The sequence below is a fragment of the Jejuia spongiicola genome, assembly GCF_023502325.1.
In the GTDB taxonomy this organism is placed as follows: Bacteria; Bacteroidota; Bacteroidia; order Flavobacteriales; family Flavobacteriaceae; genus Wocania_A; species Wocania_A spongiicola.
Window position 1 is genome coordinate 542,257 of record NZ_JAMFLZ010000002.1, and the last position, 11,812, is coordinate 554,068.

Annotated in this window: 15 protein-coding genes; all 15 read left to right on the forward strand. The window is 30.9% G+C overall.

Going from position 1 to position 11,812, the window contains the following annotated elements; genetic code table 11:
* Positions 1-100: 100 nt before the first annotated feature.
* Positions 101-718 (forward strand): recombination mediator RecR, encoded by a 618-nt coding sequence (recR, locus tag M3P09_RS06320; protein ID WP_249972451.1) that lies wholly within the window; start codon positions 101-103, stop codon positions 716-718.
* Positions 719-775: 57 nt separating this feature from the next.
* Positions 776-1,669, forward strand: a complete 894-nt coding sequence (locus M3P09_RS06325; RefSeq protein ID WP_099565589.1) for a glycosyltransferase family 2 protein — start codon at positions 776-778, stop codon at positions 1,667-1,669.
* 19 nt (positions 1,670-1,688) lie between these two features.
* Positions 1,689-2,300 (forward strand): hypothetical protein, encoded by a 612-nt coding sequence (locus M3P09_RS06330; RefSeq protein WP_249972452.1) that lies wholly within the window; start codon positions 1,689-1,691, stop codon positions 2,298-2,300.
* A complete protein-coding gene (locus M3P09_RS06335) occupies positions 2,275-2,895 on the forward strand; it encodes an HAD family hydrolase (protein WP_249972453.1) in 621 nt (206 codons plus the stop codon). Before M3P09_RS06330 ends, M3P09_RS06335 begins: the two co-directional genes overlap by 26 nt.
* Positions 2,896-3,019: 124 nt before the next feature.
* A complete protein-coding gene (locus M3P09_RS06340; RefSeq protein ID WP_249972454.1) occupies positions 3,020-4,339 on the forward strand; it encodes a dihydrolipoamide acetyltransferase family protein in 1,320 nt (439 codons plus the stop codon).
* A 240-nt stretch (positions 4,340-4,579) separates the two neighbouring features.
* Entirely contained in the window at positions 4,580-5,356 is a 777-nt protein-coding gene (locus tag M3P09_RS06345) for a 3'-5' exonuclease (RefSeq protein ID WP_249972455.1), read from the forward strand.
* A 43-nt stretch (positions 5,357-5,399) separates the two neighbouring features.
* Positions 5,400-6,011 (forward strand): fumarylacetoacetate hydrolase family protein, encoded by a 612-nt coding sequence (locus M3P09_RS06350; RefSeq protein ID WP_249972456.1) that lies wholly within the window; start codon positions 5,400-5,402, stop codon positions 6,009-6,011.
* Positions 6,012-6,353, forward strand: a complete 342-nt coding sequence (locus tag M3P09_RS06355; RefSeq protein ID WP_099565583.1) for a P-loop NTPase family protein — start codon at positions 6,012-6,014, stop codon at positions 6,351-6,353. It abuts the gene before it with no gap.
* Entirely contained in the window at positions 6,353-7,606 is a 1,254-nt protein-coding gene (locus M3P09_RS06360) for a competence/damage-inducible protein A (protein ID WP_249972457.1), read from the forward strand. The genes M3P09_RS06355 and M3P09_RS06360 overlap by 1 nt, the downstream gene beginning before the upstream one ends.
* A 79-nt stretch (positions 7,607-7,685) precedes the next feature.
* Positions 7,686-7,922 (forward strand): 50S ribosomal protein L28, encoded by a 237-nt coding sequence (gene rpmB / locus M3P09_RS06365; protein WP_099565581.1) that lies wholly within the window; start codon positions 7,686-7,688, stop codon positions 7,920-7,922.
* Between the two features lie 26 nt (positions 7,923-7,948).
* On the forward strand, positions 7,949-8,131 hold the full coding sequence (gene rpmG / locus M3P09_RS06370; protein WP_007648529.1) for a 50S ribosomal protein L33: 183 nt from the start codon (positions 7,949-7,951) through the stop codon (positions 8,129-8,131).
* A 45-nt stretch (positions 8,132-8,176) separates the two neighbouring features.
* On the forward strand, positions 8,177-8,329 hold the full coding sequence (locus tag M3P09_RS06375; RefSeq protein WP_099565580.1) for a DUF4295 domain-containing protein: 153 nt from the start codon (positions 8,177-8,179) through the stop codon (positions 8,327-8,329).
* Positions 8,330-8,578: 249 nt separating this feature from the next.
* Positions 8,579-9,553 (forward strand): signal recognition particle-docking protein FtsY, encoded by a 975-nt coding sequence (gene ftsY / locus M3P09_RS06380; RefSeq protein ID WP_099565579.1) that lies wholly within the window; start codon positions 8,579-8,581, stop codon positions 9,551-9,553.
* A gap of 39 nt (positions 9,554-9,592) precedes the next feature.
* The gene (locus M3P09_RS06385) at positions 9,593-10,021 is read left to right on the forward strand and encodes an SRPBCC family protein (protein WP_249972458.1); all 429 of its coding nucleotides are present in this window, start codon (positions 9,593-9,595) and stop codon (positions 10,019-10,021) included.
* A gap of 41 nt (positions 10,022-10,062) precedes the next feature.
* Complete coding sequence (locus M3P09_RS06390) at positions 10,063-11,700, forward strand: amidase family protein (protein ID WP_249972459.1); 1,638 nt, start codon at positions 10,063-10,065, stop codon at positions 11,698-11,700.
* The last annotated feature ends 112 nt before the right edge of the window (positions 11,701-11,812 follow it).

Here is an 11,812-nt window from a genome sequence, read left to right on the forward strand (position 1 = left end):
ATTACAAATATTAAACTTCAATTTCCAAATGTAGAGAGCGTTATTTAAAAGTGTTATTTAAAATTAGCGAAATTCATGTCTAAATAGTAAATTCGCAACCATGGAGTTTTCTTCGAAATTGCTAGAACGTGCTGTTAACGAAATGTCTCAATTACCAGGTATAGGTAAACGCACAGCGTTACGTTTGGTATTGCATATGCTAAGACAGTCTAAGGACCAGACAATGGCGTTATCTGAAGCTTTGCAATCAATGCGAAGCAATGTTAAGTTTTGTAAATCTTGTCATAATATTAGTGATATTGAGCTTTGTGAAATTTGCTCAAACCCAAACAGAAATGAAACTATTGTATGTGTAGTTGAAGATATTAGGGATGTTATGGCTATTGAAAACACAAGTTCTTTTAAAGGCTTGTACCATGTTTTGGGCGGTAAAATATCACCAATGGATGGTGTAGGGCCCCACGATTTGAATATTGAATCGTTAGTTTCAAAAGTAAAACAAGGGATTATAAAAGAGCTTATTTTTGCGTTAAGCTCGACTATGGAAGGAGATACAACTAACTTTTATATTTACAAACAAATTCAAAAATATAAAATTGTAACATCAACTATTGCACGAGGTATTTCGGTTGGAGACGAACTAGAGTATGCCGACGAGATTACTTTAGGGAGAAGTATTGTTAATAGAATTCCGTTTGAAACCTCTCTAAAACTATAATTTACAAATTATTTAAAGTACGCTTAAAAAATAGCACATGATTTTTAATATTGAATAATGATTTCAGTTTGCATTCCTATTTATAATTTTAATGTTACAAAGCTTGTAAAAGAATTGTCTAGGCAGTCGTCTATTTTAAATGTTTCATCTGAAATAATTCTGATAGACGATTGCTCTAAAAGTTCTATTAAAAAAGTAAATGAAAGTATATGTTCTAACGAGGTGTATATTAAGTTAGATAAAAATATAGGTAGAGCAGCAATACGTAATAAGTTCCTTAATTATGCCAAATATGAAAACCTTCTTTTTTTAGATTGTGATGTTATAATTAATTCTAAATCTTTTTTAAAAACTTATATCGATATTATTAAAGCGAATAATGCTCAAATTATGTGCGGAGGAAGAACCTATAAAGCAATACCTCCAAAAAGAGATAGGTTATTAAGATGGAAATATGGTGTAAGTAGAGAAAGTAAATCACACGAAATTAGAGGTAAAAGCCCTAATAAGTCTTTCATGACAAACAATTTTGTCATCACTAAAAGTACATTTCAGCAAATAAAGTTTGATGAGCGGTTGAATCAATATGGGCATGAAGATACCTTATTTGGTTTTGAATTAAAAAAAAGAAATATTAAAATTCTTCATATTGATAATACGGTATTAAGTGACGGCTTAGAATGTAATAATAGTTATATTTCAAGTACAGAAAGCGCAGTTGATAATTTAATTAAAATACTTAGATTTATAAATTATGATAAAAAGTTTATAGAAGATGTTCGATTATTGCGAATATATTATAAGTATTTTAGATTAAGACGACTAATAGTGGTGTCTTTTATTATATTCAAACCAATAATAAAATATTTTCTTTCAAAAGGATATGTAAGTCTATATTTATTTGAATTTTATAAATTAGGAACATTGTGTGTAAAGATGAAATGCGCTTAAATGCTTTTTATTAGATTATATGAAAGTAATAACACTTAATGCTATTGATTTTTTTGAAAAGCTTGATGAGTTGTCTGGTAAAATAGATATTGTTCCGGACATCGTTGTGGAAGTGTTAAGCGCTGGTGGTTATCTAGGGAAGGCGATTAAAGTTGATAAAAAATTTAATAAAGCGCAGTATAAACAAATAAAAATTCAAAGACGGAGGGAATACATAAAGCAGAGTATTGTTTTTAGAACTTTGCTTAAAATATTACCTTATATAATTCTTGACAGGTTAAGACTTTATGAGTCTAAAAAAGCAAAGAACTCTATTAGCGCGTTGAATTTAGATGAATTACAAAAAGATAATATAAGTTTTGGTCATTTAGGCTTTTTACACCAAAAAAGCGTTAAAAATATTCTAATTGTAGATGATGCAATAGATACGGGTAGAACAATGTTTATTATAAAGAATAGCTTGCAAAAACAATTCCCAAAGGCAAACATAAAAACGGCTATTATATCTTGGACGCTTGAAAATTCAATTATTAAACCCGATTTTTACATTTACAAGAATGTTTTAGTAAGATTTCCGTGGTCTAAAGATTATAAAGGTAAAGATTTTGAAAAAAAAAGTTTTAGTAGTTGATTTAGATAAAACACTGTTTAGTATAAATACGTTTCATCATTTTATTAAGTATCTTACTTTTAAATCTATTAAAGAAGTTAACGTGTTGTTTTTGTTTAAGTTAGGTTTAGCTCTTTCTTCTCGACTATTTCTAACACATGCAAAAATGAAGTTTTATGTTTTAAACATAATAAAGGATAGAACAGATATAGATTTTAATCATTTTGTAAATACTATTTCTACAAAAAAAAGAGAATTATCAATATTACAAGATTCTAGTTTTGATATTAAAATATTAGCCACCGCTGCTCCATCTTGCTATGCAAATATTATTGCAAAGAACAATAGTTTTCATATATGTTTGGGAACCGATTTTTCTAATTCTACTTTTAAATCATCTTTCGAGAATAGTAAAATTACTAAAAAAGAAAATGTCATGGACTATTTGTCAAAAAGTAATATAAATCACATAGATGTAATGGTAACGGATAGCATAGATGATATGCCTTTAATAAAACTCGCCAAGCGAAATGTAATAGTTAACCCTAGTGAAAACTTTAAAAAACAATTAAAACAAAAATCAATTTCTTTTGAAGTAATACAGCAAAGGTCTTAACTTTGCACAAGGATAAACAAAGAGCAATAACGAATTTTAATTTAATAAGAATAATTTAAAAAAATCAATGCTTTTTTATTAATTTTGCAAAATAAAATAAAAAAACAAGGATTACATTATTGATATGGCAAAGTTTGAACTTAAATTACCGAAAATGGGAGAAAGTGTTGCTGAGGCAACGATAACCTCTTGGTTAAAAGAAGTTGGAGATACTATTGAGCTAGATGAGGCGATTTTAGAGATTGCTACAGATAAAGTAGATAGCGAGGTGCCAAGTGAAGTTGATGGTGTTTTAGTTGAAAAGCGTTTTAATGTAGATGATGTTGTTCAAGTTGGACAAGTCATAGCCGTAATAGAAACTGAAGGAGAAGATGTTTCTGATGATCAGCCATCTCATGCTGAAATCGATAAGCCTAAACCAGCAGTAATTGAACAAGTAGCACAAACAATAGTTGTAGCGAAAGAAACTGTTGCTCCAGTAAGCTCAAGTGACGAACGCTTTTATTCACCATTAGTCAAAAATATAGCTAAGCAAGAAGGTGTTTCTCAAAATGAATTAGATGCTATTATAGGCTCTGGTAAAGATGCACGTGTTACAAAAAACGATATTCTAAATTTTATAGAAAATAGAGGTTCTGCTAAAAAAGAAGAAGGGCATGTAACTGAAACTATAAAGTCTGTTGTAAAAACTGAAGCGCAACCTAAACCTGTGCAAGCACCAGTAGTTTCAAATGGAGAAGATGAGATTATAGAAATGACAAGAATGGGTAAGCTTATTGCTCATCATATGGTAGAATCGGTACAAACATCAGCGCATGTTCAAAGTTTTATAGAAGCCGATGTAACTAAAATATGGAATTGGAGAAAGAAAGTTAAGGCTGACTTTATGAAAAGAGAAGGCGAGAATTTAACCTTTACGCCAATCTTTATGGAAGCCATTGCTAAGGCGTTGCGTGATTTTCCAATGATGAATATTTCTATTCAAGGTGATACTATTGTAAAGAAGAGGAACATTAACTTAGGTATGGCAGCTTCGTTAGCCGATGGCAATTTAATTGTGCCAGTTATAAAAAATGCTGATCAACTTAATTTAGTTGGAATGACAAAGCAAGTCAACGATTTAGCTAATCGAGCAAGAGCTAATCAGTTAAAGCCAGATGATATACAAGGTGGTACTTACACAGTTACTAATGTGGGAACATTTGGTAGTATAATGGGAACACCAATTATCAATCAGCCACAAGTAGGTATTTTGGCTTTAGGAGCTATACGTAAAGTGCCTGCGGTTATTGAAACTCCAGAAGGAGATTTTATTGGTATTCGTTACAAAATGTTCTTGTCGCATTCGTACGACCATCGTGTTGTAAATGGAGCACTTGGTGGACAGTTTGTAAAAGCAGTTAAAGATTATTTAGAAGCTTGGGATAGTAATAGGGAGATATAATGCTTATGAACAAAATGGCCTCTTTTTTTAAAGAAATTGGATTGACAATTTTGTATTATTTAGTAGGTGTTTTATTCATTTTTTTATTTTTCTACGTTATATTCTTGTTTGTAATGATGTTAATTTAACATTATTTAATATATCTATTTTTAATAAAAAACCAACCTTTTAAAACGGTTGGTTTTTTATTTTTTACAGGTTTGTAATTTAGTATCTTTACGCTTCAATTAAATAAAGTAAATGCAATTAAGCTTAACAAAACCCATCTGTTTTTTCGATTTAGAAACCACAGGAATAAACATCACAAAAGACCGTATTGTAGAAATTTCAATACTTAAAGTATACCCTAACGGAAAAGAGGAAAGCAAAACGTGGTTGGTAAACCCTGAAATGCCAATTCCTAAAGAAGTAATAGAAATTCATGGTATTTCTGACGCTGATGTTGCTGATAAGCCAACGTTTAAAGAATTAGCCAAAGAGGTATATAATATGATAAAAGATTCTGATTTAGGAGGTTTTAATTCTAACCGATTTGATATTCCGCTTTTAGCAGAAGAAATGTTACGTGCAGAAGTAGATTTTGATATGAAAAATAGAGTGTCTATTGATGTACAAACTATTTTCCATAAAATGGAGCAACGTACATTAAGCGCTGCGTATAAATTTTATTGTGATAAAAATTTAGAAGGAGCTCATAGTGCAGAGGCAGATACTAATGCAACTTATGAGGTTTTAAAAGCTCAAATAGCCAAATATGATGAAGTAGAAAATAACACCAAATTTTTGGCAGAATTTAGTTCACGTAAAAAGTTTGCAGATTTTGCAGGTTTTATTACATATAATAGTGAAGGCGTAGAATGTTTTTCTTTCGGAAAACATAAAGGTAAATTGGTAACTGAGGTTTTAGAAAAAGAGCCAGGATATTTTGGATGGTTACTTAATGCCGATTTTCCTTTATACACCAAAAAGGTACTAACAGCAATAAAATTAAAAAGCTTTAATAATAAATTGGGGTAACCTTGTCATTTCTGCGAAGGCAGAAATCTCATTAATAAAAGTTATGAAGTTAATCTGCATCGGAAGAAATTACACCGAACATATTAAAGAATTAGAAAATGAAAGGCCATCAAATCCAGTTGTTTTTCTGAAACCAGACACTGCTATTCTTCTTAAAAAGCAACCTTTTTTTATTCCAGATTTTTCAAATGATGTGCATCACGAAGTTGAAATTTTGGTTAAGATAAACAGAGTAGGGAAGTATATCGATAAAAAATTTGCACATAAATATTATAAAGAAATTGGATTAGGAATAGATTTTACAGCTCGCGATTTACAAAGCCAATTAAAAACAAAAGGATTGCCTTGGGAAAAAGCGAAAGCGTTTGATGGATCAGCAGTTATAGGTAATTGGCTCTCGACTGAGGAGATTAAAAATGTTGATGATATAAATTTTACTTTACAAAAAAATGATGTAATTATTCAGCAAGGGAATACAAGTCATATGCTATGGAAAATTGATGAATTAATAGAATATGTCTCAAAATATTTTACTTTAAAGATTGGAGATATTATATTTACAGGCACGCCAGCAGGAGTTGGCAAAGTTATTGCAAATGATAGATTAAAAGGGTTTATAGAAGACAAAGAAATGTTTTCAATAATAGTAAAATAAATGGAACAACATTACAAATTATTTAGAGTGCGAGAATTAGCTGATAACGACGAAGACTTTGTTACAACATTGGCAGAAACTTTTATAGAAGAAGTTTCGGTTGATGCAGACCGACTAAAAAAGGCAGTAGCAGAAAAGGACTATCAAGAAGCATATCAAGCGGCACATAAAATGAAACCTACAGTAGATTTGTTTGAGTTAGGAGTGTTAGATGTCTTAATTGAAGTTCAAGATTGGGGAAAATTCACTAAAACAGAATTAGACATCAAACCTCAATTAGATATTGTTATAACTGCAGTTGATAATGCCCTAGCTGAAATTAAGTCTGATTTTAATTTATAATGCTAGCTGAAATAATTACCATTGGTGATGAATTACTTATTGGACAAGTAACAGATACCAATTCCGTATTTATAGCCAAAGCACTTAACAAAATTGGCGTTTCAGTTTATCAAATCACTTCCATCCAAGATGATAAAAAACACATTCTAAAAGCTTTAAAAGAAGCTCAAGAAAACGCAGATATTATTATTTTAACAGGTGGTTTAGGCCCAACAAAAGATGATATTACTAAAAAAACTATTGCTGAATATTTTGGTGATACCCTAGTGCGTGATGCTTCAGTTTTAAAAAATATTGAGCATTTATGGGAACAATATATTAAACAACCGCTTGCTCAAGTAAATAAAGACCAAGCATTGGTGCCATCAAAATGTATGGTGTTGATGAATAAATTAGGTAGTGCTCCTGGGATGTGGATTGAAAAGAACAATAAAGTTTTTGTTTCGCTTCCTGGTGTGCCTTTTGAAATGAAAGCGCTAATTGAGAACGAGGTTATTCCAAAATTAAAAGACACATTTAATTGCCCATTTATATTACATAAAACATTATTAGTTTATGGTGTTGGTGAAAGTTCGCTTGCAGCAAGAATTGAATCTTGGGAAGATGCATTACCTAATTATATTAAACTAGCTTATTTACCAAATTTAGGAAAAGTAAGATTGCGATTATCAGCAAAAGGATTTGATAAAGACATTATTGAAAACGAAGTAGACCAGCAAATTGAAAAGTTATTGCCTTTAATTAAAGATGAATTTTTTGGTTTTGAAGATGACGATGATTCTATTGAGGTGGTTATTGGTAAACAATTAGTAAAATTAAAGCAAACATTAGCAGTAGCTGAAAGTTGCACCGGAGGTAAAATTGCACAACAAATTACATCAAATGCGGGATCATCAGCATATTTTAAAGGCGGATTAGTGACTTATGCTACACAATCAAAAACAGATGTTTTGGGCGTTTCAAAAGGCATTATTGATACTCATTCTGTTGTAAGTGCCCAAGTGGCAGAGTCTATGGCAAAAAATGCATTGCAGTTATTTAATACAGATTATGCTATTGCAACTACAGGAAATGCTGGTCCTGAAAAAGGAGATTCTGATGCCGAAGTAGGAACAGTTTTTATCGCCATAGCAACAAAAACAGATGTTTTTTCAGAAGTATTTAATATGGGAAACCATCGTGTAAAAGTTGTAAATAAGGCAGTAAATAAAGCATTCGAAATGCTTCAAAAAGAAATTTTAAAAAATAGATAAAAATTAGGTTGTCATAATATAAAGAATTTGTATATTTGCACCTCGATTTTAAGCAACAAAAAATTTAAAGTTATAAATAATGTCAAGAGTTTGTGAACTTACAGGAAAGAAGGCAATGGTTGGAAACAACGTGTCTCATGCAATGAACAAAACTAAACGCAAGTTTAACGCGAATTTAGTAAAGAAACGTTTTTACATTCCAGAAGATGAAAGCTGGGTAACTTTAAAAGTTTCTACATCTGCTTTAAAAACTATTAATAAAATTGGTATTTCTGCAGCAATTAAAGAAGCAAAATCTAAAGGATTTTATAAATAATAGCTGTATTTAATAAGTAAAAAGACATGGCAAAGAAAGGCAATAGAATACAAGTAATATTAGAATGTACAGAGCACAAAGAGTCTGGACAACCAGGAACTTCTCGTTATATTACTACAAAAAATAAAAAGAATACGCCAGATAGAATGGAGATTAAAAAATTCAATCCCATCCTTAAACGTATGACAGTTCATAAAGAAATTAAATAATTAGAAATTTTAAGAAAGCAAAATTTCAAATAACGCATATAGGTCATGGCAAAAAAAGCAGTAGCATCGTTACAAACAGGATCAAAAAGATTAACAAAAGCTATAAAAATGGTGAAGTCACCTAAAACAGGAGCTTACATGTTTGTTGAATCAATTATGAGTCCAGATTTAGTAAACGACTTTTTAAACAAAAAGTAAAACTAATAATACAAAATATTATAAACTGCTTTCCTTACGGAAGCAGTTTTTTTGTGCTTATATTTTAGTAAATTTACTGCCATAATTACAGTAAAAAATTGTGGTGCGAAAATTGACATAAATAATTTGAGCGTTACCACGAGGGTCGGGCTTTCAGCAGTCGCTCTCTGCAAGGAGCTTCAACAAGTGCTTCAATCCCTAACGCAAAAGGAAGATTAAGCTTCAAAATAAATAAATAAAAATTTTTTAATGAGTTTTTTTAAAAAAATATTTTCATCAGAAAAAAAAGAAACACTAGACAAAGGTTTAGAAAAATCTAAATCTAGCTTTTTAGGTAAACTGAGCAAAGCAGTAGCTGGAAAATCAAAAGTAGATGATGAAGTTTTAGATAATTTAGAGGAAGTTTTAGTTTCTTCTGACGTTGGTGTAAATACAACACTAAAAGTTATTGACCGTATTGAGGAGCGCGTATCTAAAGATAAGTATTTGGGCACTGACGAGCTCAACAAAATTCTTCGTGAAGAGATTGCTGGTTTATTAAGCGAAACAAACTCTGGTGAAGAGACTGATTATACTATTCCTAATTTACCAAAACAAGAAAATGGATCGAAAACCCCATATGTATTAATGGTGGTTGGTGTAAATGGCGTTGGAAAAACAACAACAATAGGAAAGTTAGCTTATCAATTTAAAAAACAAGGCTTAAAAGTGGTTTTAGGGGCCGCTGATACATTTAGAGCTGCAGCTATAGACCAATTACAAGTATGGGCAGATCGTGTAGATGTACCAATGGTACGTCAAGACATGGGTAGCGATCCAGCTTCAGTAGCTTTTGATGCTTTAGAATCTGGAGTTAATCAAGATGCCGATGTTATTATTATAGATACAGCAGGAAGACTTCATAATAAAGTGAATCTAATGAACGAGCTTACCAAAGTTAAGCGTGTTATGCAAAAAGTTGTTGGAGATGCTCCACATGACGTACTTTTAGTATTAGATGGCTCAACAGGGCAAAATGCATTTGAACAGGCTAAACAGTTTACTGCAGCAACAGAGGTTACTTCATTAGCTGTTACAAAACTAGACGGAACAGCAAAAGGTGGTGTTGTAATTGGTATTTCAGATCAATTTCAAATACCTGTAAAATACATTGGCGTTGGAGAAGGTATAGAAGATTTACAAGTATTTAATAAATATGAGTTTGTAGATTCGTTTTTTAAATAACAAATTCCTGCGAAGACAGGAATCTTATAAATAGAAGTAATGAGCTATAGCATCTATCATAACCTTCTAATAAAAGCTTCACAGAAAGCAGTGTTTGATGCCGTGTCTCAACCAAAGCATCTTGATAATTGGTGGACTTTAAAATCTTCAGGGAAACCAGAATTAAATACAGAGTATAATTTGAATTTTACCGATGATTATAACTGGTTTTGTAAAGTATCAAAAATAGAAAACAACCAATCATTTTACTTGAAAATGACAAAATCTGATGAGGATTGGAAACCAACCTCTTTTGGGTTCGATTTAGAAACTAAAAATGATGAAACATTAGTTAAATTTAGCCATATAAATTGGCAAGAAGATAATCATCATTTTAAACACTCTTCATTTTGTTGGGCAATGCTTTTAAATGGGTTGAAAAATTATTTAGAAAAAGGAATAATCATTCCTTTTGAAGAAAGAAACTAAGCCATTAAATTAATTATGTATTTTTATTCAAAATACTAATTATGAGGTTTTCTATTTTTTTTCTATTGCCCTTTTTTATTCTTTCTTGTAAAAACCAAAATTCAAAAGATTCTACTACAGAAACAGTAGTTGTGGAAGACACTATATCTATAAAAGACTTTAGAGAGTTAAAAGTCTTAGACTCTAAGTATATTGATAATAGTGAACTTTGGAATACTTTTAATAAAGCCTTGGAAAATTTTACTGATGAAAGTTATAATGCATTAAAGCCTTTAATATTAGAAACGAATATTCCAACACTTCAAAAGCATATCTCTAACGGTAGGCTAACTTATGAGTTATTGACTAAATTCTATTTATATCGTATTAGAAAATTTGATAGAGAAAATGATTTGTCCCTTAATTCAGTTATTTCATTAAATCCTAATGTAATTAAAGAAGCAATAAAAGCAGATAATACAGATTTTGAGGTTGAACCACATCCCATTTATGGAATGCCAATTCTGTTAAAAGATAATATTAATATTTCCGGTATGATAACTACTGCGGGGGCTGTTGCATTACAAAAAAATATAACTGAAGATGCTTTTGTTGTGAAGCAATTAAAAAATCAAGGAGCCATAATTTTAGGAAAAGCTAACCTTAGCGAATGGGCCTATTTCTTTTGCGGAGATTGTCCAAGTGGTTATAGTGCTATTGGAGGTCAAACTCTTAATCCATACGGACGAAGAACAATTGATACAGGCGGTTCAAGTTCTGGTAGTGGTGTTGCTGTGGCTGCTAATTTTTGTGTTGGTGCAGTTGGTAGTGAAACATCAGGTTCTATTTTGTCTCCTTCAAGCCAGAATTCTGTAGTAGGTTTAAAACCAACAATTGGTTTGCTAAGTAGAAGTGGTATTGTGCCAATTTCATCTACTTTAGATACCTCTGGTCCAATGACCAAAAATGTAACTGATAATGCCATTTTATTAGATGCTATGTTTGGTTTTGATAAAAAAGATTCAAAATCAATTAATGCAAAATGGGGAAATGGTTATTATTATGACAACATGCCATATGATGATTCTTTGATTGGAAAGCGATTTGGTGTATTTAAAAGACTATTAGAAGATTCATTATATGTTCAAGCTATTTCTGATTTAAAAACTAAAGGCGCTATAATTGTTGAGGTTGAAGAAGAAAAAGTTGACCTACCCGATTTTTTAAGGTTACTAAACTTAGATATGAAAAAGGACTTACCTATATATCTTTCAAGTTATGGTAGTAATGAAGTTATGGTGAAATCTGTTAAAGACGTTATTGACTTCAACAAAAAAGATTCTGCAAATATTATGCCTTATGGTCAAAAGCTATTTGAAGGTATTGTAGCAGATAATGCAACGAATACAGAGTTTCAAAATATAAAGAATACACTAAAAACAAACGGAAGAAGTTTTTTTGATAATCCAATAAACAAGCATAGTCTGGATGGATTCTTATCTATAAATAATTATCATGCAGAGTTTGCTGCTGTGGCTGAATATCCTGCTATAACTGTACCTATGGGTTATACTGAAAAAGGTGCTCCAAAGGGTTTAACGTTTATAAGTAAACCCTTATTTGAAAAAAACTTATTGTATTGGGCTTATATTTACGAGCAAGTTTCTAAAAGACGAAAAATGCCTAAAAATTATAACTAGTTAATTAGTTTCTTTTTCAAGACTCGACGATAAAAGTTAAATTTAACTTAGTTAAAGCGATATTATCGATTTTTTATAATAAGGTTCGAATACGCGAATCAGAACGGATAAA

Coding starts and splice junctions, on each gene's coding strand:
- recR (WP_249972451.1), top strand. CDS start 101: ATGGAGTTTTCTTCGAAATTGCTAGAACGTGCTGTTAACGAAATGTCT.
- M3P09_RS06325 (WP_099565589.1), top strand. CDS start 776: ATGATTTCAGTTTGCATTCCTATTTATAATTTTAATGTTACAAAGCTT.
- M3P09_RS06330 (WP_249972452.1), top strand. CDS start 1,689: ATGAAAGTAATAACACTTAATGCTATTGATTTTTTTGAAAAGCTTGAT.
- M3P09_RS06340 (WP_249972454.1), top strand. CDS start 3,020: ATGGCAAAGTTTGAACTTAAATTACCGAAAATGGGAGAAAGTGTTGCT.
- M3P09_RS06345 (WP_249972455.1), top strand. CDS start 4,580: ATGCAATTAAGCTTAACAAAACCCATCTGTTTTTTCGATTTAGAAACC.
- M3P09_RS06350 (WP_249972456.1), top strand. CDS start 5,400: ATGAAGTTAATCTGCATCGGAAGAAATTACACCGAACATATTAAAGAA.
- M3P09_RS06355 (WP_099565583.1), top strand. CDS start 6,012: ATGGAACAACATTACAAATTATTTAGAGTGCGAGAATTAGCTGATAAC.
- M3P09_RS06360 (WP_249972457.1), top strand. CDS start 6,353: ATGCTAGCTGAAATAATTACCATTGGTGATGAATTACTTATTGGACAA.
- rpmB (WP_099565581.1), top strand. CDS start 7,686: ATGTCAAGAGTTTGTGAACTTACAGGAAAGAAGGCAATGGTTGGAAAC.
- rpmG (WP_007648529.1), top strand. CDS start 7,949: ATGGCAAAGAAAGGCAATAGAATACAAGTAATATTAGAATGTACAGAG.
- M3P09_RS06375 (WP_099565580.1), top strand. CDS start 8,177: ATGGCAAAAAAAGCAGTAGCATCGTTACAAACAGGATCAAAAAGATTA.
- ftsY (WP_099565579.1), top strand. CDS start 8,579: ATGAGTTTTTTTAAAAAAATATTTTCATCAGAAAAAAAAGAAACACTA.
- M3P09_RS06385 (WP_249972458.1), top strand. CDS start 9,593: ATGAGCTATAGCATCTATCATAACCTTCTAATAAAAGCTTCACAGAAA.
- M3P09_RS06390 (WP_249972459.1), top strand. CDS start 10,063: ATGAGGTTTTCTATTTTTTTTCTATTGCCCTTTTTTATTCTTTCTTGT.